Origin of the sequence: Endozoicomonas sp. 4G (genome assembly GCF_023822025.1) — a bacterium.
Lineage (GTDB): Bacteria > Pseudomonadota > Gammaproteobacteria > Pseudomonadales > Endozoicomonadaceae > Endozoicomonas_A.
This window is the reverse complement of record NZ_CP082909.1, coordinates 5746418-5772574: the sequence shown is the minus strand read 5'-3', so window position 1 is coordinate 5772574 and position 26157 is coordinate 5746418. Positions and strand designations below refer to the sequence as shown.

Here is a 26157-nt window from a genome sequence, read left to right as displayed (position 1 = left end):
CTATTTGTTTACGGGAACGGATGTCCGTTCATTGCTTGTTGTCTCTATAGCTTGTTGTCTCTACAGCTTGTTGTCTCTATAGCTTGCTATTTTATTCAGCTGGCTTCTTATATGAGGAACCGTTTCCAGCGCCAGCATGCCTCTTTCACCCTGAAGTCCGGCTAAATGGTCTGCGGCTGTCGCATGTAGCCAGACGCCCAAAGCGGCAGCAGCATGAGTCTCTAACCCTTGGGCGGCCAGTGCAGCGATCACACCGCTGAGTACGTCTCCCATACCCGCTACTGCCATACCCGGATTACCCTCGGAACACAGATTCAGGGTTTTGCCGTCGTATACCAGTGTGCCCGCTCCCTTTAATACCACCACTGCACCGAAGCGGCTAAACAGTTCTTTCGCAGCCTTGACCCGGTCGGCATTAATGGTTGCAGCCCGGGTTTCCAGCAGCCTTGCCGCTTCACCGGCATGGGGTGTGAGAATCATCGGGTACTTTCGATGTTTAAGCAACGCCGGATCTTCCGAAACGAGATTGAGACCATCGGCATCCACCACCACAGGACACTCAGCTTTCAGTACTTCAGTAAGCAGCTCACGGGCCCATGGATCTTTTCCCAGACCGGGCCCCACCACCAAAAGATTTTTCCCTGCCATAAGCGGTCGCAGATCTTCTGCCCCTGACACCGCTGATGCCATTAACTCTGGACGACGGGCGGCCAGGGCCAGCAGATGTTCCCGACGAGTCGCTACGGTGACCCGACCCGCACCGCAATACAAGGCCGCTTCTGCCGACATAATGGCGGCCCCGGGCATCCCCTGATTGCCAGCCACCACCATAACATGCCCATTGTCGCCTTTGTGTAAATCTCTGGCCCGGGGCTGAAGCCAGCGACTCAGCCGGGCTTCTGACAATCTCAGAGCTTGAATTGGTACGGCGTTATAAACCTCTGCCGGTACATCCAGATCAGCAAACTCAACCCGCCCGGACAGCTCTTTTCCGTGGCCTGAAAGCAAGCCCAGCTTTATACCAATAAAGGTTACGGTGACATCTGCTTTTATGGCAACGCCCAGGGCAATGCCTCTATCCGCACAAAGACCGGACGGAATATCCACAGCCAGAACCGGTCGGCCCGATTCGTTGATTCGAACGACAATGTCTCGATAGTGACCCTCAACCTCTCTTGCCAGCCCCGTTCCCAGCAGGGCATCGACAAACACATCACCGGACAGTGGGGTCTCGGGTGCATAAGGTTCAACATCAACCCCTTCTGCGATACAGGCTTCATAGGCTGAGAGGGCGTCGCCAGACAGTTTTTTGGGGGAAGACAGGCAAGTCACTGAAACCGCAATCCTCCGTTTGGCGGCGAGCATGGCTACCAGATAACCGTCGCCGCCATTATTCCCGCCACCGCAGAAAACCTGAAGCCGTTTGCCGTGAAGCAGGTCTGGCCAATGATTCATCAGGCAGCGAAAAGCCGCACGGGCCGCCCGATTCATTAGTTCAAAGCCATTGATCTGAAACTTATTGATCGCCGTGTCATCCAGCTGGCGGACTTGTTCAGCGGTATACAGCCGATCACAGATGCTAACTTGAGTGCTGTCGTACATAAGTGTTCACCTTTGCCTCTGTACGAAATCTTAACCTAGTATTGATGACCATTCTTCACAAAAACCGGTGTGTTAGAATGCTTTTCCAGATTCCCCTATTCTTTTCTGGCAGCAATTTATCAACGTGTCCACATCCAATCACTCTTCTGCAAGCCTTGATTATCAACAACTGGTTGACGATATTCGCCTTTGGGCCCGGCAATTAGGCTTTCAGCAGGTAGGGATTACTGAACCCCGAATCCCGGAGCAGGACAAAAAACAGTTTCAGCAGTGGCTGGAACAGGGACTGCACGGTGACCTGGAGTACATGGAACGGCATAAGGAACTAAGGTGCCATCCTGAGCAGCTTCACGAAGGTGTTATCCGAATCATCTCTGTCAGAATGGATTATCTGCCTGCAGAAACCGAGACCATCAAAATTCTGAATGAGCCGGAAAAGGCTTACGTCTCCCGTTATGCTTTGGGACGTGATTACCACAAGCTGATTCGCAAACGCTTAACCCAGCTCGGCAAAAAAATAGAAGCGGTGGTTGGAGACCATGGCTACCGGGCCTTTGTTGACAGCGCACCGGTGATGGAAAGACCCCTTGCCCAGCAGGCCGGTCTGGGCTGGATGGGCAAACACTCGCTGATTATCAACCGTCAGGCCGGTTCTTTCTTTTTCCTGGGGGAACTCTTTACCAATTTACCCCTGCCCACGGATCAACCTTATGAGAAGAACCATTGCGGTCGTTGCAGTGCCTGTATGGATATTTGCCCCACCAGCGCCATTATTGAGCCCTACAAAGTGGATGCCAGAAAGTGTATTTCCTACCTGACCATTGAGAACCGTGGCCCCATACCCGAAGAGCTGCGCAGCAAAATGGGCAACAGGGTTTTTGGCTGTGATGACTGTCAGCTCACCTGTCCCTGGAATCGATTTGCCAGACATACGCAGGAAAGTGATTTTCAGCCCCGTCATCATCTGGATAACAGTGATTTGGCGGATCTCTTTCTGTGGACAGAGGAAGAATTTCTGGAGCGCACGGCCGGGTCACCAATTCGGCGTGCAGGTTTTGAATGCTGGTTGAGGAACCTGGCGGTAGGTCTGGGTAATGCCCCCACTACCGATAAAGTTATGTCGGCGCTGCACCAGCGCAGGAACTATCCTTCGGAGCTGGTGAAGGAGCATGTGGAGTGGGCGCTTGCACAGCACAGTTTATGTTCTCGTGGCTAAACTAAGTTCAAATTATAACGGGCACTTCTTCCACCCCCCGGCATGCGATTCAAACAGCCCTTCTCAACCAGGTCGCCAAGATCACGTGTAGCCGTTGCTTTGGAACATCCAGTCATCCCCATGTACTTTTTGGCGCTCACCCCAAACTCAAAGCCATCCGGACCGGCCTTAAACACTTTATTGATGGCTTTTACTTGCCGATCATTTAGTCCAGATTCTGGGTGGGCTTCCCAGAACCTTGATTTCTTAAGGACAAAGTCAACCTTTTTCACAGCGTCTCTTTGTGCCAACAGAACCGATTTGCAAAACCAATTCACCCAGGCAGTGATGTCCAAATTTGCTTGGCTTGCCTTGTTCAGCCCGTTGTAATAAGCGTTCTTGTCTTTCTCAATAATGGTCGACAGGCTAAGCAGCGGTGGCCGATCAAGATCTTGAGCCAGCGCCTGTTCAGCGATTGCCCGACCAACACGTCCATTACCATCATCAAACGGGTGGATAGACTCAAACCATAGGTGGGCTATTGCTGAACGGACGGGACCTGGAAGCGCTTCTTTCTGACTGGGGTTTAGCGGACTCGAATCGTTATACCAACTTAAAAACCGATCCATTTCAGCTGCCACTTGATGTGCGGGTGGGGCCTCGTAATGTACCTTTTCGTAACCGATAGGCCCCGATATCACTTGCATAGGGTCTTCCGATGTTCGCCATTGACCCACTTGTATTTTGTGTCGAAGAAAGCGGTTCTCTTGCTCAGGTATAACCAGCTGATGCCAATGAAACAGCTTTTCTTTTGTCAGCTCGGCTTTAAAGGTTTTGCGGACATCCACCATCAGCGCGGCAATACCTTCGGCACGGGGGTCCGCAACCCGGGTAGGCGGGTTGCTTAGTCCTAAAAAGTTTTTGATGGAGGAGCGTACATCCTCCCTGTCCAGTCGTTCCCCTTCAATCTCGCTTGTATTAATTGCCTCACTGACCATGAGGTCTATGTAGGCCTCGTATTGGAGCGAGTCCTTAAGCTGCCCCATTCCACCAGACAGCCGACCAGCTTCCAAGGCGTATTGATAGAGAGCGTCACGAGACTGCGCATCATCGTAGGTGAATTTTGGCCAGTCAGGGTGCTGCCAGCTGTATTTCATAAGTTGGTCCGAGCCGATTGGGGGTGGCTTATCGGCTCAGTATAGTTAATATTTTGAGCCGTTTGCAGTAGCATCAGCGCAAAAGCAGTTAGCAAAATCGTCGTAAACCCTCGCCCAATCGGGCGGGGATATAAGACGGGAACGCGAGGAGCGTTCCGGTTGCGTGTTTGTACGGAGTTGGCTATATTCAACCTCGGTCTGTCCCTATGCAGGGACTCACGGTGACGAAAACCAAGCACTGTTAAAAAAAATACATAGCAGAGTTAACTGCTTGTTGGGCTAGAAGACCCGCGAAAGTCGTTATTGAAACGCATCGCAGAGGGAACCGTATAGATACCCAATAAATCAAACAAAAGACCAAACAAATAACCGAGGGGCACCCGGTTACTGCTGATGGAGGCTTCTGTGTAAGTCCAGCCGCTATGGGCTGGCAAAAGCCTGAGAAGTCAGAAAGAAGCCTCGCCTTACAAGGCGGGGAGTGTCACAGTACAGGGCTTATAACCTCTGGAAACCACCCCCCGAACGCTGCCCATCCTGATGCTCAACCTTGGGTTTCTTTGGCTTCTTGCGTTTGGGTGGACGAGTATCCAGTTTCGATTCTGGCAGTGCATTCACAGGCTTGAAACCAGGGATTTCCTCCCGATCAATCACCTGACGCGTTAACCTTTCAATCGCCACCAGCTCTTTAAATTCGTCGGCACACACCAGGGAAACTGCCTGTCCGGTGGCACCGGCCCTGCCTGTTCTGCCGATCCGGTGCACATAGTCTTCAGCAACATTGGGCAGATCAAAATTAACGACCTGCGGCAACTGATCAATATCCAGCCCTCGTGCAGCAATATCGGTAGCTACCAGAATTCGAATCGCACCGCTTTTGAACTCAGCCAGCGCTTTGGTCCGAGCATTCTGGCTTTTATTGCCGTGAATAGCAGCCGCCTGAATCCCCTTACTCTCAAGATGCCGTGTGAGCCGGTTGGCACCGTGTTTTGTCCGGGTAAATACCAGCACCTGATGCCAGTCATTCTCCTTGATTAACTGGGTCAGCAGAGCGGCTTTCTTACTTTTATCCACAGGGCAGATGCACTGGTCTACGGTTTTAGCGGTGGCGTTTCTTGGTGTAACCGAGATCTCTACCGGCGAGCGCACCAGACCTTTTGCCAGTTTACGAATATCGTCGGAGAAGGTTGCCGAAAACAGCAGGCTCTGCCTGCTTTTGGGCAAGATCGCCAGAATCTTGCGAATATCATGAATAAAGCCCATGTCCAGCATACGGTCAGCTTCGTCCAGCACCAGCACTTCCAGCTGTTTGAACTTCACCGCGTTCTGGTTGTATAGATCCAGTAGCCTGCCCGGTGTTGCCACCAGCACATCGACACCTCTTCTCAATCTCATCATCTGGGGATTAATCTTGACTCCGCCAAATACCACGGTCGAGCGAAGAGGAAGATGACGGCTATAGGTTTCCACACTTTCAGCCACCTGAGCCGCCAGCTCACGGGTCGGTGTCAGAATTAACGCCCGCACCTGATTGCCCCGAACACGGGGTCCTTTTGCCAGCTTTTCCAGTATGGGCAGGGTAAAACCAGCCGTTTTTCCGGTACCCGTTTGGGCGGCGGCCATAACGTCATGACCTTCAAGCACTGCCGGAATAGCCTGAGACTGGATGGCGGATGGGGTATCGTAACCCTGCTCTGTGACAGCTTGGAGGATGGGCGCTGATAACCCCAGTGAGTCAAAGCTCATGAAACATTCTCGGTCTCGGTCGGTGTCATTCAGCAGAACCGGGCTGAAGACATGGAGGGGTCGGCAGCTTACCGTATATGTCTGGTTTAAGCTATCGGGCTGTTGCTGTCAGAGCTACAAACTTCTCCTGTGAACGCGCACGGCAAACACTGCATTGCTGGATAATAAGCGTATTGGCGTACAGCCTTGCTTTTGTGAGTTTGTATGCCATACTGACAAACAAATAAACATAGGAGGGACTAGGTCATGGCTCAAAGTGCAGCTCGTAAAGAGACCAGGCTTGTTGCAAGAGCATCCTATGAGGTGCAGGAAATGATACAACGGGCGGCTGACTACTCCGGTGCAACCCTGTCACAGTTCTTGATCGACTCAGCAATGGAAAAAGCACGCACGGTGATTGCCGAAACTGAAGCTATCCACTTGTCAGGAAAAAGTGCAGACGCCCTCCTGGAAGCCTTGGAAAATCCACCAAAAGCCAACTCTAAATTGCTGGAAGCTGCCGAGAACTATAGAGGCTCTGTGAATGCCTCTGACCATTAAAGAAATAACACGGCAGCACAAGAGGAAGGCATTTGATTGTGGCGCTCCTGAGCTGAATCAGTTTCTCCGGCAACAGGCTCGGCAAAAGACTGCCCAACACATCTCAAAGACCTACGTTGCTTGCCAGCATGATACTCCAACAGTCATTAACGGCTATTACACGCTGACCGGATGCTCTGTTATGACTCCGCCATCAGCTCATAGGGATTACAGGCAGTATCCACACCCTCTGAGCGCAGTTAAACTGGCACGATTGGCTGTTGACAAGCAGTGTCAGGGGCAAAAGCTGGGACAGCGATTGTTAATTGATGCCATAAAGCGCACTGTGATTGTATCGCAGCAAATATCGACTATTGGCCTGTTTGTTGGTCCAATGACTCCGGAAATTGTGCCCTTTTATCAGCAGTATGGATTTTTGCCTGCCGATCCTGACGATTCAAATCGTTTGGAAATGTGGCTGCCCATAGGTACCTGTTCAGAAGTGGCAAATGCCATAAAAAACCCATAACTTGAACACAAAAAGGTCAGGCTCCTAGGTTGAAGACTCAGGACCGAATAAAATGCTGACGATAAAAACGAAGCTCTTCAATGGATTCACGAATATCTTCCAGCGCCAGGTGAGTGCCTTTCTTGGTAAATTGCTTCAGCATTTCAGGCTGCCACCTTCTTGCCAGCTCTTTTAACGTACTGACATCAATATTGCGGTAGTGGAAAAACTCATGAAGCTCTGTCATGTAGCGGATAAGAAAACGGCGATCCTGACCAATGCTGTTCCCACACATGGGTGACGCACCGGCTTCGGAATACTGTTTGAGAAACGCCAGAGTCATTCGCTCGGCTTCGGCCAGACTGACCTGGCTCTCACGGACTCTCTGGGTCAGTCCCGTTTCACCGTGGGTTTTGATGCACCACTCATTCATATTGTTAAGCACTGCATCGCTCTGATGCACCGCTATCACGGGGCCTTCAGCAATAAAATTCAATTGACCATCGGTAACAATGGTCGCAATTTCCAGAATTTGGTCATGTTCAGGATCAAGACCCGTCATTTCCAGGTCGATCCAGATAAGGTTGTCCGTTTTAGCCATCAAACACCCGATTTCCTGTAGAGAGATGTGCCTGTAAAGAGATGTGCCAGCCAAGTTGCAGCGAATAGAACCCGGAGCTGAGCATTGGCAATAGCCCCGGGGACAATCCTGTGACATTTTCTGAGAAAATAATGGCAAATGAAGAAAGCCATGGCTGACTTATTAAGTCTAACCGATCATAATCTCTCCGTGAAATCCACACTCGCTTCCAACTGGCCGCTCCTTCTCTTTACTCAGTCATCAGCGAGACACAGGCTATTTGTGGCGCTATGCCATGAACAGCCGGAATCCTATTCAGCAGATCAGGTAAAACCTTGAGCAAAGCATGAGTAAGCGCAGACTAACGCGCAAACAGAAATGGCGCATAGAGAAAGTCCAGCAGGAACGCATTGCCCGTGCCCAGAAGCGGGAACAGCAGATTGAGCAGGAAATACAGGACGATAACCTGGGGCCTGAGCAACAGGGTCTGATCATTGCCCACTATGGAGCCACTCTGGATATTGAGCCCTTGGGCCAGCCCGGAGCCATTCGTCGATGCCACCTGCGAACCAACCTTCCGCCGCTGGTCACCGGAGACCGGGTGGTATGGCGCCCGTCGCTGAAAGATGAAACCGGAGTGGTAGTAGCCCTTGAAGATCGCACCAGCCTGCTGACCCGGCCCGACAACCATGGTCGAATCAAACCCGTTGCTGCCAATATCGACTATATTGTGCTGGTTATAGCGCCTGTCCCCATGCCTCACACCAATCTGATTGACCGTTATCTGGTGGCTGCTGAGACCGTAGGCATCGAGCCGGTTCTTTTATTGAACAAAATCGACCTGCTGGATGATGAGGGCATGGCACTGATGGACGACATGCTGTCAGTTTATGAAGACATTGGTTATAAAATCCTCCGGGCCTCCACCCGCTCCGAAGATGGGCTGGCCCCGCTCAAGGCTCTGCTGGATCAGCATGTCAGTGTCTTTGTTGGACAGAGTGGCGTGGGCAAGTCCTCACTGGTCAATGCCTTGTTACCCGGTGTCGATATCCGTGTTGGTGATTTGTCCGAAGCCACCGGCAAAGGTATGCATACCACCACCGCAGCAAAACTGTTCCGCTTCCCTGCCGGTGGCATGTTGATTGACTCACCCGGCATTCGGGAATTTGGCCTGTGGCATATTGATGCTCAGTCAGTGCTTGAGGGCTTCAGAGAATTCAGGCCCTATCTGGGTTATTGCCGGTTCCGGGACTGTCAGCACGAGAAAGAACCGGGCTGTGCACTAAAACAGGCTCTGGAAAACGGCGAAATTCTGGAAGAACGAATGTTCAGCTACAAACAGATTGTGGACTCTCTGGGCGTCTGATGAAGCGGCAATAACGTAAACTTTCACCCCATGAACCATAACGAGCCAGCCATATGAATCCGTTAGACCATCTGCCACTGATCCTTGAGGCTGAACAGCTGGTGCCTCTACTGGGGCACAAAGACCTGCTGATAGTCGACCTGTGTAACCCACGACTGTACGAACAATCCCATATTCCCGGTGCCATCAGTGTGGCGCCACAGAACATGGTTTCCGGCGTACAACCCGCTACCGGCAAACTGCCCGCCGTTGAACAGCTCAACCAGATGTTCTCTGACATTGGCTACCGCAAAAACAAACACATTGTTGTTTATGATGACGAGGGCGGTGGCTGGGCAGGTCGCTTTATCTGGACTCTGGATGTGATCGGACACCGGCAATACAGCTACCTGAACGGTGGTGCCCACGTCTGGCTGAATGAAGGTCATCCCACCGAAAGCACCCTGAACCGCCCTGAACCCACACAGGTTGACCTGAAGGTTGATGACTCCGTGATAGCCAGCAAAGACTTGATCATGGATTCGCTGGCAGACCCGGACACCGTGATCTGGGATGCTCGATCGGCGGCTGAATACCTGGGCGAAAGAATCTTCGCACAAAAGGGCGGCCACATCCCCGGAGCCGTGCACTTTGAATGGACATCGGCCATGGATCTTAACCGCAACCTGCGAATTCGCAGCAACATCGCCGATGTTCTTGAAACGCTGGGCATTACCCGCGACAAAAACGTGATTACCCATTGTCAGAGTCATCATCGTTCAGGGTTCACCTATCTGGTGGGTAAGTCGTTGGGGCTGTCTATCAGAGCTTACGATGGTTCCTGGTCAGAGTGGGGGAATCTGCCGGATACTCCTGTTGAAGCATAACTGCGTCGTTTAGTTATAAGTGCGTATCCCGACTGTCTATTTTAGTGCTTACTTGTGAGACGCTGTTCTCATCATTACAATCCAATCTCATTCAAAAACAGGACGAGTCCTGACTGTGAAAGATCGATTATTTGCCATTAGCCAATATTTTCTGCCGCACCACCTTATTTCACGGGCGGTTTACGGCTTTGTTGAGAACACCTGCCCCAGGTTCAAGAACGCGCTGATCCGTCGCATCATCCAACAATACGATGTTGATATGAGCGAGGCTGAGCGGGAAAACCCTGAAGATTACCTTCACTTTAACGATTTCTTCACCCGTTCCCTGAAACAGGGTGTACGTCCTCTGTCTGAAGACCAAAGCCTGATCGTCAGCCCTGCCGATGGCGAAGTCAGCCAGATCGGTAATATCGAAAACGGCAGGGTTTTCCAGGCCAAAGGGCACGACTACAGCCTGATTGAACTGCTGGGTGGAGACGATGATCTGGGTCAGGAGTTCATGGGTGGAAAGTTCGCCACCATCTACCTTTCTCCCCGTGACTATCATCGTGTTCACACACCTTTTGGTGGCACGCTGCGCAAAATGATTCACGTTCCTGGTCGTCTGTTTTCAGTAAACCAGAACACCGTTGAAAACATCCCCAACCTGTTTGCCCGTAATGAACGGGTTGTGGCTATTTTTGACACTGAGCGCGGCCCCATGGCGGTGATCATGGTAGGTGCCATGATTGTTGCCAGTATCGAAACCGTCTGGGCTGGGCTGGTCACCCCCGTCAGGAAAAATGTTCGTACGTTTAACTACGGCGAAAGTTCAGCGGAACAAGTCTCCCTGAGCCGGGGTGATGAAATGGGTCGATTCAAGATGGGCTCTACCGCTATTGTTCTCTTTGGCAAAGATCAGGTTGACTGGCTTGAGTCGTTCGAAGCCGGCTCGAAGATCAAGATGGGAGAGGCGCTGGCCGCACCAGTGAACTAGATGACTATTAAACTTGGCGTTGTGATGGACCCTATTGAGTCCATCGATTACAAAAAAGACAGTACTCTGGCAATGCTGGTGGCAGCCCAAAAAAAAGGCTGGGAACTGTTCTATATGCAGCAGGAAGACCTGTATCAGTCAGAAGGTGTCGCCTATGGCAGTATGCGTCCTCTGCAGGCCCGCTACAATCCGGAAGATTTTTATACTCTGGGAGACCGGGAAGAGCAGTCGCTGGGCACTCTGAATGTCATCCTGATGCGTAAAGACCCTCCTTTTGATATGGAGTTTATTTACAGCACCTATCTGCTTGAACAGGCCGAGGCCGCAGGCACGCTGGTGGTTAACAAACCCCAGAGTATTCGTGACTGCAACGAAAAAATGTTTGCCACCCTGTTCCCACAGTGTACGCCTCCGGTCATGGTGGCCCGCAGTGCAGGACACCTGAAAGCGTTTGCCGAGAAACACGGCGATGTAGTGCTCAAGCCGCTGGATGGTATGGGAGGGTCGTCTATTTTCAGAACTCACGCCAATGACCAGAACTTCAGTGTGATTGTTGAAACCCTGACCCGGCACGGGCAACAACAGGCCATGATCCAAAAGTACATTCCTGAGATCAAGGCAGGTGACAAACGCATTCTTTTGATCGACGGTGAACCGGTGCCTTATGCTCTGGCACGTATCCCGGCTGAAGGTGAACTGCGTGGCAACCTTGCTGCGGGCGGCAGTGGTGTGGGTCAGAAGCTGACTGAAAAAGACTACTGGATTGCTGAGCAGGTGGCGCCGGTACTGAAAGAAAAAGGTCTTCTGTTTGTGGGGTTGGATGTTATCGGAGAATATCTGACCGAAATCAATGTCACTTCGCCCACCTGTATACGACAGTTGGATGATCAGTTTGGTATTAGTATTGGTGACCGGTTGATGGATAAGATTGAGGAAAAGCTGTCGGTCCTGTGATCGAAAAAAGGGGGGATTTCTTTATCCCCCTGTTCATCAAAAACATTTCATTCCATTCTAAATCAATCAGTTTTATTTGATGCCCTCGATAATTTCATGATTCTATAAAACTTGGATTCCAGACTATAGAAATAAGCCCTACCTTCGTTGCCTAAAGTGAGCATAAGGTTTTCTTCTAGTCTGTAGATATTGCATTTAATTTCAACAGCCAATTGAAGAAGCAAAGACTTATCATGATATTTTTTAAAAAGAGATTTTGCCAAGGTAAAACGAGTTTCATTATCAACCTCTCTAATATGAAATTTTCTATTAAACTGAGTTGCAGCTTTAAATCCATCTTCGATAATCTTTTTATCGGCGTCAGATCTATTAGAAGGATTTTTAGCTCGATCAATAGCAGCATCCATAGCCTTATTCAGAATATCATTTTCAAGTTTACTCTTCATCTGGTGAGCACGAGTTCCAAAAACGTTCATACCAATTTCATCAGATCTTTTAAATGCGTCAAAAACTGCACCAATAATACGGCTAAAAATATTTTTCCTGCCTGTTTCAGCTGTGACATCGATCTCAACAAATCTATATTGATCACTACTGGGGCGGACAGAAACATGATAGTTTCTTTTTGCTTGCAACGAGTAAAATGTTGCTTTTTCCTCGCTACCTTTGAACCCACCAATTCCATCAATGAGTGTGCGATCATGCATCATATCATCCAATCTATTAATGTAAGTCGCAGCTGAACATCCTTGAATATTCATATCAATCACCTCCGTGGCAGTTAATCAACATACCTATCACTTAGGATAAGTAATAAATATGTTTTAAAAAGATATAGAAAAATCATCCTGACTATAATGACAACTCTGTTGGCAAGACTAACAATTAGTAATGAGTGCAATATCGCCCCGCTCTGGTATGCACATCAAATTTCTCTGCCGGCAGGTAACATGTCCATCCATTCTTTGTCCTCGTCGGTCATGGCCAGACGTTCAGCCGGACTTCTTTCAAGCAGGGCTTCAAGGGTTAACTCTTCTTTGACGGGGGACAAGACAATCTTATTGTCTTCAACGGACAGATTCAGCCTTGACCCTATTGTTATCCCCAAGGTTTTCAGTACGGCTTTGGGTATAGTGACGATACTGGCTCCGCCGGACTTTCTGACAGCTATGGACGACATGGTATTTTCCTCCTGATGTTTTATTCAGGTATAACCACGATCAGGTTTTACTCAAGTAAAATTTTATACATTCCATCGCAGAGCGAGGCTGTCGCAAAACTCTGGTTCCCATGCTCCAGCGTGGGAACCCATACCTATCTCGCGCTTTAGAGTCTGCTTTTTAGGGGAGGTATGCATTCCCACGCAGAGCGTGGAAACGAGTTAAATCACTCAAGTAATTCTCCCAACCTTAGCCTGGCTGTTCCAGCCTGTACTACATAACAATGCACCTTATAATCTTCCTCAACAAAAGCTTTTTTTCTACTTATCGACTTCTTCTTAGTCATTGGCCTTCCAGTATGTACGCAAACCCTTTTAAACTTCAACTCTTCCTCTACCCCATGCCATGCTTTAACGAGAGAAAGCAGGTACTTGACAAAAAGTTCTGAGTTTTTAAGTTGTAGACTGACTTCATTCACTCTGGGTTTGTTGGACTTCATATCCCCGAGAACAGCAACTAATGCCCCCTTAAGCCTTGTCAAAATAACAAAATCACACCCTTTATTAATTTTGTCATGTTGAACATTCAAGTAGCACGAAAGTTGTTTAAAACAGGAGCCTAATGTTCCGGATGGCTGATGATCAAGAGTGAAAGCTATATCTCCATCAGCAAGCCCCCTTATCTCCAAACTCTTGAGCTTGGCATCACGTCCTGTTTCTTTAACAATAATCGTTCTTGTGCCTGAATGTTCGACCACATTCAAGGTAACCTCTGGCGCAAGCAATCCAAGACACTCAGGTATCATAAACGACATCCTTATGTTTAACTCATCTGATAATAAATAGCGTCTTGCAAATTATTTGCATCTTCGATCTTTTCATCAAAAACATCGGTATCAATGCCATCCTCAGTAACCTCAACCTGATGAACTTTATGATCAGAGTACACTGTATACGCCTTAACCTGTTCTGGTCGCAATATATCTTCTTTAACCATCTTATGTTCTTTCATGAGGTTGGACCGCCCCTTGAAGTCGGCATTAAGCATGATTCTGTTATTTATTTCCCGCACCAGAAAATCACTGTGCGTGGTCATAACAACTTTGATACCCGCATTAACCAGCCTTGCCAGCAGCTTGGCCATTTGCCTTTGCTTATCTGGATGGAGATTCAGTTCTGGCTCGTCAATAATCAGAACACTGTTTTTTTCAGCTATAGAATTGATATACAGATCCAACAAAAACAGTGACTTAATCGAAGAAGAAGCCAGATAGATGGGTAGAACTGTTTTATCCCTGTTTCGTTCTTTAACAGGTTGATACAAAACCTGATCATTTACAGTATTAAAACTACCACCAATAATCTCTCTTAAAGCATCAAAAACAGGCTTGTATTCACCTGACTTATCTTCTTTAAGAAAACTTTTTTGCTTAGCAATAGTATCAGCGTCACGAACAATATCGATATTATCCTTAATAGGTTCTGCATATCTGGAGCGCATACTGTTCAACAGCCTGAATGGATTAATCCCTTTCTTGCTGCTATCGGACAAATGCTCAACCAGAATATTCTTGCTAAGGTCCAGCTCTTTATAGAAAAGAGAAATGCCAGTCCTTTCAGAGGTCAGTACAAAAGGAGTCAATAGGCAAGAACCAAGAAGAATCCTGGCCAACTGTCGCTCTACAATATCAGCAATAGCACGCTCAGGCAGGCCAGAGTCCGCACCCTGTAGTGTGATAATGAGCGTATCATCTCCTGACTCTTTTGAGAGAATCAGCCTACCTTTGCTACCCAGCCTTACTACCCAATGAATTTTTTCATTCAAATCGAGCGTGTAATTTTCGAGTTTGAGACCTACTTTGGTTTTCGACATCAGATCGGAATCTGTATTGAAGTACTTCCCAAGATTATGACTAAAACGATCAGACATTTTCTGAAGGATCCGGTCAAGTTTTCCTGCATAACCTGACAAAGAGAGCTTTGCAGTTCCATGCTCCTGAAGATCCTTAAAAAGCTTCGGCTCAAGGTCAAATGAAGCGACAAAAGGATAATGTTTCAACAAACCATATATGGCATAGTTGAGCCAGGTTTTACCGACATTATTTGGACCACAGATCAAAGTCATACCTCCCAACTCTATTGACCCTTGGTCCACATACCCCAGATTTTTAAATGTAAATTTCATCGCCCTTCGCTCAAAGGATATTCACAATAATGAGTGTGCTGAACTTTCTCAAACTTCAATAATACACAATTATCGCTACCAGTAGACAAGTAAGGTAGTACAAGCCCCCAAACCCTGCAGGCAGTACTTGCGCCCCCCATTTTCATTGATGACAATGCCCAAATAGCTGGTAATGTATTGAGATAACCTTCCAGCTTGAGGAGGTTCCTTTGTAAAATCGAGGATGCAGCTTTCAAGAGGCCCATTCCGTCAATGACGACCGTTTCTTCCGCCGACCGTTTAGGCTTTACCCTGTTCATGGCAGCCGCTATTCATGCCGTGGTTGTGCTCGGTCTGTCTTTTGGCCTTGAAGACCAGGTGCCACCTCCGAAAACGCTTGAAGTCACCCTTGCCACGTACAAGAGCCAGAAAAAACCAGACAATGCCGACTTCCTGGCTCAGCTCAATCAGCAGGGCAGTGGCACACTTGAAAAGAAAGCCACACCCACAACCGATCGCAAAGTCGATATACAGGACAACCAGATCAGCGAAGTTGAACTTCAGTCTCAGGAAGCTGCCGCACCTGAAACACAGGTAAAGAAAACACCTCAGGTCGTTACCCGGGCTGAGAGCGAGAAAAAGGTTCAGGACAGTGAAGTCATTGAGCAACCCGTCCCTGAACAACCCAAAGAAGCCGAGCCCCGCAAGCACATAGATCTGCGTCAGGAGATTGCCAGCCTTGAAGCCCAGCTCAGTGACCAGCGCCAGCAATATGCCAAGCGCCCCAGGGTGAAACGACTGACCGCCGCTTCTACCATGCTTGAGCCTGGTGCCGCTTATAAAAATGCCTGGAGACAGAAAGTCGAGCGTATCGGTAACCTGAACTATCCTGCCAAGGCTCGCCAGCAAAAACTCTATGGCGAACTCCGTTTGATGGTGGCGATTAACCGCGACGGCACCCTGTCTGATGTCAAAATTTTAAAATCTTCAGGTTACAAGGTTCTGGATGACGCTGCGATCCGGATCGTAAAGCTGGCGGCCCCCTATGCGCCATTCACCGATGATTTGCGGGATTACGACAAGGTGGAAATTATCCGTACCTGGCGCTTTGAAAGAGGTGATAGACTTTTCAGCCAGTAACGCCAGTGACTCACTTATCCAGCACTTTATTTGCCATCAGGTATTTGCCATCAGGGCCGTTTGCCTTAATACTCCTTCTATGAGCAGTAAAACCTTTCAAAGCCTCAAAAACCATTTCCTGATTGCTATGCCTCGCATGGCTGATACTTCTTTTGCGGGTACTTTAACGCTGGTTTGTGAACACAGCCCCACCGGGGCAATGGGCATCATCGTTAATCGTCCCACCGAACTGACGCTGGGTGAGATTTTCAGCCAGGTAGGCATCAAGGATTCAGACAAATGCTTCCTCAGCCCTGACGCTATTTATTCCGGTGGCCCTGTGGCGGTTGAAAGAGGCTTTGTGCTTCACTCTGGCAACGATCAATGGCAGTCCAGCCTGGAAATCAGTCAAGGGCTTCAGCTAACCACTTCCAGGGACATTCTCCTCGCCATGGCCCGGGACGAAGGCCCCGATGATTCACTGGTGGCCCTGGGCTATGCCGGCTGGGGCAGTGGTCAGCTTGAAAAAGAGCTGTCTGATAATGCCTGGCTCACCTGCAAGGCCAGTCAACAGATTATTTTCGAAACACCTTTCCAGCGACGTCTGGATGCTGCCGCCCAATCGCTGGGTGTCGATCTTCGACTGCTCTCTGATCAAATTGGCCATGCCTAACGCTTCACAACATAAGACCACCTTTAGACAACGAAAAGATGACTGAAAAAAAACTGAATACCCTGATGGGCTTTGACTTTGGCACCCGCAATATTGGCGTCGCCATCGGTCAGGTTGTGACCCGAACCGCAACAGCTCTGCCTTCTATCAAGGCAAAAGACGGTATTCCAAACTGGGACGATGTCACTGCGCTGATCGCAGAATGGCAACCTGACGCAGTGGTGGTCGGTATTCCTCTAAACATGGATGGCAGCGAGTCCCAGATGTCGATGCGCGCCAGGAAATTCGGTAAACGTCTGCATGGTCGTTACAACCTGCCTTTCTATGAGGCTGATGAGCGTCTAAGCTCTTTTGAAGCCAAAGACTGGGCAAACAAACTGGGTCATAGTGGGCACTATGGCTCTGATCCGGTCGATGGTATGGCGGCACAAATCATACTGGAAGGCTGGATGAGTTATGAGAACAACCCGGTGCTCTAGCACTTTTGTCACTCTGTTTATTCTGTTGGGTTCCCTGTGCCTGAAATCTCAGGCTAATGAGAGGGAAATTATTCACCCGCTCTGCTTTGAGCCTTTTACGGGCCTGGGAAAAACCAGTCAATCGTCGGGTAATAAAACCATCAACCTGAACAACTGCCAGAATAAATACATCAAGTATCCTTTCAAGCAGCCTACTGCCTGGCAGGCTGTTTTCGAAAAAAATGATCAACCCAAAGATAACAGCGAAACCGGCTTACCGACCTATGCCAGCTATAAACTGATTGGACAGATGGAAAACCGGCAGGTTCTGATGAGTTACTCCGCCAGTTACGGTGACAGCGGTAAATTCAGCCATGCTTTCATTGTTGAGGGTATCTCACTGCAAAAGCAGGTTGCTAATAACAATACACTGACCCAGACGTTATTCGTTGAAGGCGGTGATCGCTGCTTCGGAAGTATTGAACGGCTGTCGATTATTTCGCCACAGAAATTTGAGATCCGCCGCAAAGTAACACCCAGCGCCCTCGTGGGTTATGGGCTGACTGCTGACTACGCACTGAGAGTCACAAAAGGCCTGTCAGATTGTGCGTTGTGCTGCATAGGCAGTTTAGTGGAACAGGTGGATATGAAAGGCAATACAGAACTCGTGAATGTCATTCTACTGCCAAGAGAGTTACGTGAAACGGATACCGAACAGGAACGCTGCCTGAACCGTCTCACCAAAACGGACACCCATACCAATCTGTTAACCCACGAGGATCTGAAAACGCTTCAGCATAATTACATCAACGAGTGTCACGAGGGAATTGCACCCTCCCTCAATGGCTATTAAAAATGTTCCGGATCCCTGGCTTTTTCCTGGGCCACGTCCCTGGCAATCAGGCCTTTTCTCACCAGCTCGTGGAGACACTGGTCCAGTGTCTGCATACCCAGGGCAGCACCGGTCTGAATGGCAGAGTACATCTGGGCAATCTTGTCTTCGCGGATCAGGTTACGAATAGCAGAGGTGCCGATCATAATCTCGTGGGCAGCGACGCGTCCGCCACCGTTTTTCTTGATCAGGGTCTGGGAGATAACCGCCTGCAGGGACTCTGAAAGCATGGAGCGCACCATGGCTTTTTCTTCTCCGGGGAATACGTCCACCACACGGTCAACGGTCTTGGCGGCGGAGGTGGTGTGCAGGGTTCCGAAAACCAGATGACCCGTTTCTGCAGCTGTCAGGGCCAACCGAATGGTTTCAAGATCCCTCATCTCACCCACCAGAATAATATCAGGGTCTTCACGCAGTGCTGAGCGCAGTGCATCACTGAAACTGCGGGTATCCCTGTGAACTTCCCGCTGGTTTACCAGGCATTTTTTCGAGGTGTGGACAAATTCAATCGGGTCTTCGATGGTCAGAACATGCTTATGCTTGTTCTCATTGACGTAATTCATCATGGCCGCCAGACTGGTACTTTTTCCGGAACCGGTAGGCCCGGTCACCAGCACCAAGCCACGGGGCTTCAAGGCAATATCCTTGAACACCTGACCCATGCCCAGGTCCTCCAGTGAGAGGATTTTAGTGGGGATAGTACGAAAGGCGGCGCCGGCTCCACGACTGTGATTAAAAGCGTTAACACGAAAACGGGAAACACCGGGGACTTCAAAAGAGAAGTCTGTTTCCAACTTATCTTCGTAGTCTTTTTTCTGCTTGTCGTTCATAACGTCATGGATCAGGCTAAGAACGTGCTTGTGATCCATGGGGGGTACATTAACCCGGCGAATATCGCCATCGATACGAATCATGGGTGGAAGACCGGCTGAGATGTGCAGATCCGAAGCGCCTTGCTTGTAACTGAAGGCCAGCAGTTCGGTTATATCCATGAATTTTCCCCCCTGAAACCCGGACGCAGGTAAAATAGACCGGAACACCCCTTTATCTTCGACCGAAATACCGGTTTCTTGTTATTAACGCACTACGTACAGACTGATGACCTCATTAAATAGTCAATTCGATCAGGTTTTTGCAAGAATTCATAAAGCCGAGCAAGCCAGTGATCGGGAAGGCCAGGTGAAGCTTCTGGCAGTCAGTAAAACCAAACCCGCAAACATGATTGCCGAGGCCTGGCAGCTGGGCCAGAGGGATTTTGGCGAAAACTATGTACAGGAGGCTGTGGATAAAATCACCCAGCTCAGTCGTCTGAAAGGGTTGGTCTGGCACTTTATCGGACCCATCCAGTCCAACAAAACCCGCGATATTGCCTCTCACTTTCACTGGGTGCACAGTGTCGATCGCTTTAAAATTGCGCAACGACTGAATGATCAACGCCCGGAAAAACTGCCGCCCCTGAATATCTGTCTTCAAGTCAATATCAGCCAGGAAGAAAGCAAGTCCGGAGTCACTCTGGCAGAACTTCCTGAGCTGGCAGTGGCGGTATCTCAACTACCGAGATTACGGCTCCGTGGGCTAATGGCAATTCCCGCACCCCAGGCCGAACAAAGTAAACAGCGGGCGCCTTTCAAAAAGGTGGCCGATGCCCTTGAATCTATTAACCGTGAGCACCATCTAACTATGGATACATTGTCCATGGGAATGACCGGAGACCTGGAAGCAGCCATTGCTGAAGGGGCTACCATGGTTCGCATTGGTACGGCTCTTTTCGGGGCCAGGAGCCATAAGGAATAAGGAATGACCAATAAGACCATTGCCTTCATCGGTGCTGGCAATATGGCCACCAGCATTATGGGTGGATTGATTGAACACGGCTGGCCCAAAGACCGGATATTCGCTTCCTGTCGGACAGAAGCAAGCGCCAGAAAACGTTCCGAAGAGCTGGGCATTCAGGCATCTACCAACAGTCAGAAAGCGACAGCAAAAGCAGACATTGTGGTGCTGGCCGTTAAACCCCAGGTGATGAAAGCGGTTCTGACTGAACTGGCACCCGTGCTTCAGGAACGAAAACCTTTCATTATTTCTGTGGCCGCCGGTATCCGCCTCGACAGTCTGGATAGCTGGAGTGGCGGAGGGCTGCCGGTTGTCCGCGGTATGCCGAATACGCCATCCCTGTTGCATTGTGGGGCAACCGGTCTGTTCGCCAATACTCAGGTGACGGATGAACAGAAAGCCATTGCCAATGAGATTTTTTCACCCATTGGTATTCTTCACTGGCTGGCAACAGAAGAACAGGTCGATACCATTACCGCCCTGTCAGGCTCCGGCCCTGCTTACTTTTTCCTGTTCATGGAAGCTATGGCAGAAGCCGGGGTCAGGCTGGGGCTGGATCATGAAACCGCTGAACGCTTTTCATTGCAAACCGCTCTGGGAGCTGCAAACATGGCTGTTCAGAGCAATACGGATGTGGCCGAGCTGCGCAGAAGAGTCACCTCCCCCAACGGCACCACGGAACGAGCCTTGCAAACCTTCCAGAAGGAAGGCTTTGAAGCCGTGGTGTACAAAGCGGTTAAGGCCGCAAAAGAACGGGGTGCAGAGCTGGCAGAAGAGTTGGCTTAGTGTATTATGACTGCTTTATTTAATATTCACGGCTGTTTAGACACGAAGGATTTTTATGTCAGCACTCTCCTCCAGCCTCGTCTTTCTGATACAGACCCTGGGAGGTCTGTACATCATGGCTGTTCTGCTGCGCTTTCTGCTGCAACTGGTTAAGGCGGACTTTTATAACCCCATCTCTCAGGCCATTGTCAAAGTCACCTCGCCACTACTGAACCCTCTCAGGAAAGTGATTCCGGGAATGGGCGGCCTGGACCTGGCTGCTCTGGTCCTTGCCCTGCTCTTGCAAATACTGCTGGTTTACGTGCTCTTTATGGTCCAGGGTCTGGCCACTGCCGCGATTCCTTTTCCCCAGGTTCTGATTATCAGCCTTAAAGAACTGGCGGGAGAAATCCTGAACATCTATATGTTCAGCCTGATCATCATCGCCATTGCCAGCTGGGTAGCACCCGGCAGTTACAATCCGGGCCTGTTGCTGTTGCATCAACTGACTGAGCCCCTGAGCAGCAGAATCAGACGAGTGATTCCCCCCCTGGGAGGACTGGACTTTTCCCTGATGGTGCTGGTTTTAATCATTATTACCCTGAAGAATTTTATTGCCGCTCTTTAATTCAGTTCAAGGAACGCCCAAAACCTCTGGCTTTTTTCTAGAGGTTTATTGCCCTGTGGACGTTTATTCGTGACTGGCAAGGTGTCGGGTCACAGCAAAATAAGCGTTATAGGGCAAGATTCTGAGCATCCCCATCATCATGCCAAACACCGTCGGAAATCGAATTTCAAAATGTTTCCGACTCAAACCACGCAAAATAGCTTCCACTGCTGGCTCAACATCCATTAGAAAAGGCATTTTAAAGGTGTTTTTATCCGTCAGAGGGGTTTTCACAAAGCCCGGATTGATCAATTTGATCTCCACACCTTTCGGTTTCAGGTCAATGTGCAGAGACTCAGCCATATTGATCAGAGCCGCCTTGCTGGCACCATAACCGGCGGCAGCCGACAAACCACGATAACCGGCCAGCGACGCATTAATGGCAAGTGTTCCCGACTGCTGAGCCACCATTATTGGGATAAGTGCGTCCAGACAATGACAAACACCCATCACATTCAATTCGAAGTGTTGACGCATGTGGGTGGACCTGAACTCCACGCCTGCCGTTTTGATGAAGGTACCTGCATTTAAGATGGCAATATCGACCCGACCAAATCGCGTCATAATCACGTCGGCTGCCCGCATCACTTCATCATGACGGGTCACATCAACGGGCAGAGGGTAAATAGTCCCTTCCAGAGTCAGTGCCTCACTCTGTAGCTGATCCAGCTTGCCGGAACTGCGAGCTGCGGCTACGACCGTGCCACCCTGGCGGGCCATGGTTAAAGCCAACTGGCGACCGATTCCCTGACTGGCACCGGTAATCCAGACCACCTTGTTTTTCAGGGACGGGAGTTTCTTCATGGTTCCTTCCCTGGTTCGACACCCTGATGTTGCAGTTTTTCCAATGACGAGGAACTAATCAGTGAATGATCTTTACTGAAGTGGAAAGTGAGGGTGCCCAGAGCGAGTCCCCATTTGCTGACCCTGGCAATATTAAGAATCTGGCCGTTTTCCTGCAAGAACAACCAGTCATCAAACTTCACTCGCCAGTTGAACCCCCTGATGGGTAAATTCATTTCATACGTCCAGTTAAAGGTATTTCCCTGGCTCGCTCCTGTGGCCAGGCCGATCACATCGTGCGCCTGACCCTGATACTGACTATCAGCCAATATTTTTATCTGCCAAAGTCGGTGGGATATATCGCCATTTTGATAAATAAAATGTTCATCCAGCATTAGAACACTGTCTTCTACCCAACCTTTCATAATGACTTCAAAACGGTTTCGTATTTTGCCAAAGCGATCTGCAAAATCACCCTTGGCATAGGTGACACCCTGAAAATACTGTTCAATGGTTAAAACGGGTTGATCCCGTGTGTATCGTTCCTGCATTGCTTCCCGTATTGCATCCCGCATAAATAAGGCCTCCCTGCTGCTTATAAATCAGGCTTACTGATCTGATAAAGTCGCACGTCGATACTGTCCTGTTTAAAGCCCGCTTCACAATAAGCGAGGTAGAACAGCCACATGCGTTTAAAATGCTCGTCAAAGCCCAGAGTCATAATCTCCGGCCAGTGCTGCCTGAATGATTCAGCCCAGATTGACAGTGTTCTGGCGTAGTCACGACCAAAAGAATATGTGTTCTCGATGGCCAGACCTGCCTGGTGACATTGGTCATGGATCACCTGATCCGTCGGGAGCATACCGCCCGGGAAGATATAACGCTGAATAAAGTCGGCTTCTGCCCGGTAATCGTTGAAGCGTTCTTGATCAATGGTAATCACCTGGATCACAGCCACCCCGCCGGGCTTGAGAACATCAAACACTTTCTGAAAATAGATGGGCCAGTGGTTTTCTCCTACGGCCTCCAACATTTCTATGGAGACAATGCGGTCATACTGCCCCTGAATATCCCGGTAATCTTTTAGATGAACATTGAAACCCGCCTGCTGCTGAAGTGAATGACGGGCAAACTGTAGCTGCTCTGTGGACAGGGTCACTCCGAAATAATGCTGTCCTCCCTGCTGCTGTAATAACCGGGCAAAGCCTCCCCAGCCACAACCAATTTCCAGCACAGAATGCTCTGGCATTGTATCCAGCCAGTTCAGTATCTGATGGTATTTATTGGCCTGAGCCTGCTCCAGTGTTTCATCGTTATCATTGAACAGGGCGCTGGAATAGGTCATGGAAGGGTCCAGCCACAACCGATAAAAGTCATTGCCCAAATCATAATGGGCAGCAATGTTACGACGACTTCCTGAACGACTATTGTTGTTTAAAAGATGGCTCATCCGATTCAGTTTTCGAGACAGCCAGGTTGAGGAAAATTGTTTTTCTATCTGCTTCTCATTGACCATGCCCCAATCCAGTACAGCCTGCAGGTCGGGCGTATCCCAGTCCCCTTTCATATAGGATTCAGCCAGTCCGATCAACCCCCTGCTGGCCGCCCTGAGCAGACTAAAAGGGCGATTAATCCTGACTTGGGCTATCGGTACGTCCTGTACAGGCAAACCTACTGGTATCAGGCCGTCTTTTTGCTGTAACTCAATACGGCTCAGCGAGGCATTCTCCAGTCGTTTCACCAGCCACTTTATGGTATTTGATGCACCCTGCCCGCTGGACAAGCCATTCTGAGGCAGGGTTTTTCCTGAGATGTCCAACATTTATACCCCCTGTTTCCCGTACTTTTTTTGCCCACTGGTTCTTGTTATTTTGCCTGCATTTGCCAGTTTTTCATGCCACCGGTGTGTGGTGCCACGACTCCAGCTGAAGAAACGATCTTTTGGAACGTGGCGAACCACTCGAATTCCCTTAATAAACAGCCGAAAAGCCTCCCAATGAATGGCCAGAGTCACTTTAAAAGCCTGCAATGGCAGAACCAATAACTGCCTGAGAATATTCAAGTCACTGAGCACCTGTCGCTCACCTTTGAGTACGGCTGCAAATAACCGGCCTTCGGCATTGTGAAGATGAATGCCCAGCTTCAGGGTTTGATCGGGCAACTGTGCCTTGAAACGGTACTCACAATCGGTTTCAAAAAAAGGTGAAACGTGCAGTTGTTTTTTGACGGACTGGTGGAAGCTGGTCTTGTTATCCTCATTCTTTGCTATGGGGATAACGTAACTGTGTCGTTCACCAAAAGTGTTCGATACTTCATAGATAAGGGCAGATAACTTCTCCTCTGAGTCGAGACAATAATAGACCGTCAGAGGATTGAAGATGTAGCCAAACACTCTGGGATAACACAACATAAAGATTCGCTCAGGCGTCGCTATATCGTGCCCCAGCAGAAGCTCAGTGGCCTGGGTTTTAAGACAGCTTCCAGAACCATCACCAAAATCCTTTGGATATAAAGAGAGCAGATTAAACCGGCTGACTGAAAACAGCTTGAGCTGGTCATCAAGCTGCTCCAGCTCATCCAGATCAATAAACCAGGAAGCGATACGATACGAGAAGCGATGCTTGCGGGGTTGAATGCGGTTATGCATTAACTGCCCCCAGTAGATTGCTGACTTCATACCTGCCTCCTGACGCTGCCGTCCGTACCACTGCACGAAGCAAAGGTGACCGGTCTTTTCCCGATACCATGTTCGGGCCAGGTCAACCTGTCGTTCTGGTTTTCAACAGACCAGGGCCTTCGTTTTCCGCCCAGCGCTTCGGCCACAGCCAGCCCGGACTGAAGGCCGTCTTCATGAAAACCATAACCAAACCAGGCCCCACAGAACCATGTACGATTGTGGCCCTGTAACTCCCATAACCTTGACTGCGCCTCCAGGGCATTTCGATCAAACACAGGGTGGTCGTAGAGGTAGCAACCGTGAATGTGCCCGGGCTCTCTGGAAGGATTCAGGGTGACAAACAGAGGAGGGCCTTCCAGATGTTGAAGCCGATTCATCCAGTAAGTGACGGAAGGTCCTTCATTGGCACGGGTGCCAAAATAGTTCCAGCTCGCCCAGGCTTTTTTTCGGGTGGGCATCAGTCGTTCATCACTGTGCAAAATGGCCCGGTTTCGTTGAAAGCTGAAGGATCCCAACAGTAACTGCTCCAATTCGCTGGGTTCGCTCAACATGGCCAGGGAAGTATCGGCGTGACAGGCCATGACCACATGATCAAACTCGTGGATATCACCCTGCAAATCGGTGATGGTCACCCGGTCGGCATGGCGTTTGACCTTCCGGACACAGCGATTCTTGATGGCCAGACCGCTCATGTCACCCAGAATGCGGCTAACATATTCTCTGCTACCGCCATTCACGGTTTGCCATTGAGGACGGTCTGTCAGTTGCAGCAGACCATGATTCTGGCAAAATCGCATAAAAGCCAGGGCTGGATAATCCAGCATTCGATCCGAAGGTGTTGACCAGATGGCGGCTCCCATCGGAATCAGGTGATCGTCAATAAATCGTTGGCTGTAGCCCCGATCGGTGAGCAGCTCCCGAAGAGTGACCGATGGCTTCAGCTGTTTCATGACATCGGCGCTGGACTGGTAGAATCTGAAAATATCCATCAGCATTCTCAGAAATCCGGGCTTAACAACATTTGACCGTTGGGCAAACAATCCGCTCAGGCTGGTTCCTGAATATTCAGTCTGCCCCTGATTCATGGAAACAGCAAAAGACATATCTGTATTGACAACCGGTACATCCAGATAGTCAAAAAAAGCCGTCAGATTAGGATAAGTTTTGTTATTAAAAACAATAAAGCCGGTATCCACTGGAATAGACTGGTCACTGTCCTGAACCATCACCGTGTTACTGTGTCCGCCGAAGCGATCATCTTTTTCAAACAGGGTGACATTGTGCTGCTTAGACAGCAGCCAGGCGCTGGACAGCCCGCTGATGCCTGATCCAATTACAGCAATACTGAGTCCTTTAGCTGTCATAGAGCGACCTGTGTAAACGATAGTATCAATAATCTCTACGCTTTAACGGTTTATTCGGATCACTGAACCTGGCTTCCAGATGATCCAAACCAGCCTTGTTTACGTAGGCAGAGACAAACAGGCTGAACACACGATAT

28 protein-coding genes are annotated in these 26157 nt (G+C 49.5%); 14 read left to right on the top strand and 14 right to left on the bottom strand.

From position 1 onward, the window contains the following. Positions 1–60 precede the first annotated feature (60 nt). On the bottom strand, positions 61–1602 hold the full coding sequence (locus K7B67_RS22910; protein WP_252178158.1) for an NAD(P)H-hydrate dehydratase: 1542 nt from the start codon (positions 1600–1602) through the stop codon (positions 61–63). A 124-nt stretch (positions 1603–1726) separates the two neighbouring features. Between K7B67_RS22910 and queG the strand changes: the two genes are divergently transcribed. Further along, complete coding sequence (gene queG, locus K7B67_RS22905; protein WP_252178157.1) at positions 1727–2818, top strand: tRNA epoxyqueuosine(34) reductase QueG; 1092 nt, start codon at positions 1727–1729, stop codon at positions 2816–2818. Here the strand turns inward: queG and K7B67_RS22900 are convergent. Then, positions 2815–3954 (bottom strand): Fic family protein, encoded by a 1140-nt coding sequence (locus K7B67_RS22900; protein WP_252178156.1) that lies wholly within the window; start codon positions 3952–3954, stop codon positions 2815–2817. The two genes, queG and K7B67_RS22900, sit on opposite strands and share 4 nt — an antisense overlap. A 495-nt stretch (positions 3955–4449) precedes the next feature. Beyond that, positions 4450–5697, bottom strand: coding sequence for a DEAD/DEAH box helicase (locus K7B67_RS22895; RefSeq protein WP_252178155.1), 1248 nt, complete (start codon positions 5695–5697; stop codon positions 4450–4452). Positions 5698–5943: 246 nt separating this feature from the next. Between K7B67_RS22895 and K7B67_RS22890 the strand changes: the two genes are divergently transcribed. Further along, a complete protein-coding gene (locus K7B67_RS22890) occupies positions 5944–6237 on the top strand; it encodes a DUF1778 domain-containing protein (protein ID WP_252178154.1) in 294 nt (97 codons plus the stop codon). Beyond that, positions 6221–6745 carry a GNAT family N-acetyltransferase gene (locus K7B67_RS22885; RefSeq protein WP_252178153.1) on the top strand — a complete coding sequence of 175 codons (525 nt, stop codon included), beginning with the start codon at positions 6221–6223 and terminating at the stop codon, positions 6743–6745. The genes K7B67_RS22890 and K7B67_RS22885 overlap by 17 nt, the downstream gene beginning before the upstream one ends. A 37-nt stretch (positions 6746–6782) precedes the next feature. On the opposite strand, the gene orn is transcribed toward K7B67_RS22885, so the two are convergent. Next, positions 6783–7325 carry an oligoribonuclease gene (gene orn, locus K7B67_RS22880; protein WP_252178152.1) on the bottom strand — a complete coding sequence of 181 codons (543 nt, stop codon included), beginning with the start codon at positions 7323–7325 and terminating at the stop codon, positions 6783–6785. Between the two features lie 325 nt (positions 7326–7650). Between orn and rsgA the strand changes: the two genes are divergently transcribed. The 4 genes from rsgA (at position 7651) to gshB (ending at position 11466) form a co-directional block, all read left to right on the top strand. Next, positions 7651–8670 (top strand): small ribosomal subunit biogenesis GTPase RsgA, encoded by a 1020-nt coding sequence (gene rsgA / locus K7B67_RS22875; RefSeq protein ID WP_252178151.1) that lies wholly within the window; start codon positions 7651–7653, stop codon positions 8668–8670. Positions 8671–8723: 53 nt separating this feature from the next. Further along, on the top strand, positions 8724–9536 hold the full coding sequence (locus tag K7B67_RS22870) for a rhodanese-like domain-containing protein (RefSeq protein ID WP_252178150.1): 813 nt from the start codon (positions 8724–8726) through the stop codon (positions 9534–9536). A gap of 115 nt (positions 9537–9651) precedes the next feature. Further along, on the top strand, positions 9652–10512 hold the full coding sequence (gene asd, locus K7B67_RS22865) for an archaetidylserine decarboxylase (protein WP_252178149.1): 861 nt from the start codon (positions 9652–9654) through the stop codon (positions 10510–10512). Then, positions 10513–11466: a glutathione synthase gene (gshB, locus tag K7B67_RS22860; RefSeq protein WP_252178148.1), complete on the top strand. Its 954-nt coding sequence runs from the start codon at positions 10513–10515 to the stop codon at positions 11464–11466. Positions 11467–11528: 62 nt separating this feature from the next. Here gshB and K7B67_RS22855 read toward each other — a convergent pair whose 3' ends face one another. The 4 genes from K7B67_RS22855 to K7B67_RS22840 all read right to left on the bottom strand — a co-directional run bounded on the left by K7B67_RS22855 (position 11529) and on the right by K7B67_RS22840 (position 14810). Continuing rightward, the gene (locus tag K7B67_RS22855) at positions 11529–12227 is read right to left on the bottom strand and encodes a hypothetical protein (protein WP_252178147.1); all 699 of its coding nucleotides are present in this window, start codon (positions 12225–12227) and stop codon (positions 11529–11531) included. 164 nt (positions 12228–12391) lie between these two features. Continuing rightward, complete coding sequence (locus K7B67_RS22850; RefSeq protein WP_252178146.1) at positions 12392–12646, bottom strand: AbrB/MazE/SpoVT family DNA-binding domain-containing protein; 255 nt, start codon at positions 12644–12646, stop codon at positions 12392–12394. A gap of 206 nt (positions 12647–12852) precedes the next feature. Beyond that, positions 12853–13440 carry a hypothetical protein gene (locus tag K7B67_RS22845; RefSeq protein ID WP_252178145.1) on the bottom strand — a complete coding sequence of 196 codons (588 nt, stop codon included), beginning with the start codon at positions 13438–13440 and terminating at the stop codon, positions 12853–12855. An 8-nt stretch (positions 13441–13448) separates the two neighbouring features. Beyond that, positions 13449–14810, bottom strand: a complete 1362-nt coding sequence (locus tag K7B67_RS22840) for an AAA family ATPase (RefSeq protein ID WP_252178144.1) — start codon at positions 14808–14810, stop codon at positions 13449–13451. Between the two features lie 252 nt (positions 14811–15062). On the opposite strand from K7B67_RS22840, the gene K7B67_RS22835 reads away from it, so the two are divergent. The 4 genes from K7B67_RS22835 (at position 15063) to K7B67_RS22820 (ending at position 17892) form a co-directional block, all read left to right on the top strand. After that, a complete protein-coding gene (locus K7B67_RS22835; protein ID WP_252178143.1) occupies positions 15063–15929 on the top strand; it encodes an energy transducer TonB in 867 nt (288 codons plus the stop codon). Between the two features lie 79 nt (positions 15930–16008). Further along, a complete protein-coding gene (locus K7B67_RS22830) occupies positions 16009–16581 on the top strand; it encodes a YqgE/AlgH family protein (RefSeq protein WP_256484633.1) in 573 nt (190 codons plus the stop codon). 38 nt (positions 16582–16619) lie between these two features. Beyond that, the gene (gene ruvX, locus K7B67_RS22825; RefSeq protein WP_252178141.1) at positions 16620–17060 is read left to right on the top strand and encodes a Holliday junction resolvase RuvX; all 441 of its coding nucleotides are present in this window, start codon (positions 16620–16622) and stop codon (positions 17058–17060) included. Next, complete coding sequence (locus K7B67_RS22820) at positions 17038–17892, top strand: hypothetical protein (protein ID WP_252178140.1); 855 nt, start codon at positions 17038–17040, stop codon at positions 17890–17892. The genes ruvX and K7B67_RS22820 overlap by 23 nt, the downstream gene beginning before the upstream one ends. On the opposite strand, the gene K7B67_RS22815 is transcribed toward K7B67_RS22820, so the two are convergent. Further along, on the bottom strand, positions 17889–18923 hold the full coding sequence (locus K7B67_RS22815; RefSeq protein WP_252178139.1) for a type IV pilus twitching motility protein PilT: 1035 nt from the start codon (positions 18921–18923) through the stop codon (positions 17889–17891). The genes K7B67_RS22820 and K7B67_RS22815 overlap by 4 nt on opposite strands. Before the next feature lie 106 nt (positions 18924–19029). Here K7B67_RS22815 and K7B67_RS22810 point away from each other — a divergent pair, with 106 nt between their 5' ends. The 3 genes from K7B67_RS22810 to K7B67_RS22800 are packed head-to-tail and all read left to right on the top strand — an operon-like array spanning position 19030 to position 21157. Continuing rightward, a complete protein-coding gene (locus tag K7B67_RS22810) occupies positions 19030–19725 on the top strand; it encodes a YggS family pyridoxal phosphate-dependent enzyme (protein WP_252178138.1) in 696 nt (231 codons plus the stop codon). A gap of 3 nt (positions 19726–19728) precedes the next feature. Further along, a complete protein-coding gene (gene proC, locus K7B67_RS22805; protein WP_252178137.1) occupies positions 19729–20550 on the top strand; it encodes a pyrroline-5-carboxylate reductase in 822 nt (273 codons plus the stop codon). Positions 20551–20605: 55 nt separating this feature from the next. Continuing rightward, complete coding sequence (locus K7B67_RS22800) at positions 20606–21157, top strand: YggT family protein (protein WP_252178136.1); 552 nt, start codon at positions 20606–20608, stop codon at positions 21155–21157. Between the two features lie 63 nt (positions 21158–21220). On the opposite strand, the gene K7B67_RS22795 is transcribed toward K7B67_RS22800, so the two are convergent. Genes K7B67_RS22795 through K7B67_RS22775 form a run of 5 tightly spaced genes read right to left on the bottom strand, consistent with a single transcriptional unit; the run spans position 21221 to position 26020 of the window. Beyond that, complete coding sequence (locus K7B67_RS22795) at positions 21221–22000, bottom strand: SDR family NAD(P)-dependent oxidoreductase (protein ID WP_252178135.1); 780 nt, start codon at positions 21998–22000, stop codon at positions 21221–21223. Continuing rightward, positions 21997–22554, bottom strand: a complete 558-nt coding sequence (locus K7B67_RS22790) for a DUF3833 family protein (protein ID WP_252178134.1) — start codon at positions 22552–22554, stop codon at positions 21997–21999. The genes K7B67_RS22795 and K7B67_RS22790 overlap by 4 nt, the downstream gene beginning before the upstream one ends. A gap of 20 nt (positions 22555–22574) precedes the next feature. Next, a complete protein-coding gene (locus K7B67_RS22785) occupies positions 22575–23801 on the bottom strand; it encodes a cyclopropane-fatty-acyl-phospholipid synthase family protein (protein WP_252178133.1) in 1227 nt (408 codons plus the stop codon). Next, the gene (locus tag K7B67_RS22780) at positions 23802–24656 is read right to left on the bottom strand and encodes a DUF1365 domain-containing protein (protein WP_252178132.1); all 855 of its coding nucleotides are present in this window, start codon (positions 24654–24656) and stop codon (positions 23802–23804) included. Next, positions 24653–26020, bottom strand: coding sequence for an FAD-dependent oxidoreductase (locus K7B67_RS22775; protein ID WP_252178131.1), 1368 nt, complete (start codon positions 26018–26020; stop codon positions 24653–24655). The genes K7B67_RS22780 and K7B67_RS22775 overlap by 4 nt, the downstream gene beginning before the upstream one ends. Positions 26021–26157 lie beyond the last annotated feature (137 nt).

Coding starts and splice junctions, on each gene's coding strand:
- K7B67_RS22910 (WP_252178158.1), bottom strand. CDS start 1,602: ATGTACGACAGCACTCAAGTTAGCATCTGTGATCGGCTGTATACCGCT.
- K7B67_RS22900 (WP_252178156.1), bottom strand. CDS start 3,954: ATGAAATACAGCTGGCAGCACCCTGACTGGCCAAAATTCACCTACGAT.
- K7B67_RS22895 (WP_252178155.1), bottom strand. CDS start 5,697: ATGAGCTTTGACTCACTGGGGTTATCAGCGCCCATCCTCCAAGCTGTC.
- K7B67_RS22890 (WP_252178154.1), top strand. CDS start 5,944: ATGGCTCAAAGTGCAGCTCGTAAAGAGACCAGGCTTGTTGCAAGAGCA.
- K7B67_RS22885 (WP_252178153.1), top strand. CDS start 6,221: ATGCCTCTGACCATTAAAGAAATAACACGGCAGCACAAGAGGAAGGCA.
- orn (WP_252178152.1), bottom strand. CDS start 7,325: ATGGCTAAAACGGACAACCTTATCTGGATCGACCTGGAAATGACGGGT.
- rsgA (WP_252178151.1), top strand. CDS start 7,651: ATGAGTAAGCGCAGACTAACGCGCAAACAGAAATGGCGCATAGAGAAA.
- K7B67_RS22870 (WP_252178150.1), top strand. CDS start 8,724: ATGAATCCGTTAGACCATCTGCCACTGATCCTTGAGGCTGAACAGCTG.
- gshB (WP_252178148.1), top strand. CDS start 10,513: ATGACTATTAAACTTGGCGTTGTGATGGACCCTATTGAGTCCATCGAT.
- K7B67_RS22855 (WP_252178147.1), bottom strand. CDS start 12,227: ATGAATATTCAAGGATGTTCAGCTGCGACTTACATTAATAGATTGGAT.
- K7B67_RS22850 (WP_252178146.1), bottom strand. CDS start 12,646: ATGTCGTCCATAGCTGTCAGAAAGTCCGGCGGAGCCAGTATCGTCACT.
- K7B67_RS22845 (WP_252178145.1), bottom strand. CDS start 13,440: ATGTCGTTTATGATACCTGAGTGTCTTGGATTGCTTGCGCCAGAGGTT.
- K7B67_RS22840 (WP_252178144.1), bottom strand. CDS start 14,810: ATGAAATTTACATTTAAAAATCTGGGGTATGTGGACCAAGGGTCAATA.
- K7B67_RS22835 (WP_252178143.1), top strand. CDS start 15,063: ATGACGACCGTTTCTTCCGCCGACCGTTTAGGCTTTACCCTGTTCATG.
- K7B67_RS22830 (WP_256484633.1), top strand. CDS start 16,009: ATGAGCAGTAAAACCTTTCAAAGCCTCAAAAACCATTTCCTGATTGCT.
- ruvX (WP_252178141.1), top strand. CDS start 16,620: ATGACTGAAAAAAAACTGAATACCCTGATGGGCTTTGACTTTGGCACC.
- K7B67_RS22820 (WP_252178140.1), top strand. CDS start 17,038: ATGAGAACAACCCGGTGCTCTAGCACTTTTGTCACTCTGTTTATTCTG.
- K7B67_RS22815 (WP_252178139.1), bottom strand. CDS start 18,923: ATGGATATAACCGAACTGCTGGCCTTCAGTTACAAGCAAGGCGCTTCG.
- K7B67_RS22810 (WP_252178138.1), top strand. CDS start 19,030: ATGACCTCATTAAATAGTCAATTCGATCAGGTTTTTGCAAGAATTCAT.
- proC (WP_252178137.1), top strand. CDS start 19,729: ATGACCAATAAGACCATTGCCTTCATCGGTGCTGGCAATATGGCCACC.
- K7B67_RS22800 (WP_252178136.1), top strand. CDS start 20,606: ATGTCAGCACTCTCCTCCAGCCTCGTCTTTCTGATACAGACCCTGGGA.
- K7B67_RS22795 (WP_252178135.1), bottom strand. CDS start 22,000: ATGAAGAAACTCCCGTCCCTGAAAAACAAGGTGGTCTGGATTACCGGT.
- K7B67_RS22790 (WP_252178134.1), bottom strand. CDS start 22,554: ATGCGGGATGCAATACGGGAAGCAATGCAGGAACGATACACACGGGAT.
- K7B67_RS22785 (WP_252178133.1), bottom strand. CDS start 23,801: ATGTTGGACATCTCAGGAAAAACCCTGCCTCAGAATGGCTTGTCCAGC.
- K7B67_RS22780 (WP_252178132.1), bottom strand. CDS start 24,656: ATGAAGTCAGCAATCTACTGGGGGCAGTTAATGCATAACCGCATTCAA.
- K7B67_RS22775 (WP_252178131.1), bottom strand. CDS start 26,020: ATGACAGCTAAAGGACTCAGTATTGCTGTAATTGGATCAGGCATCAGC.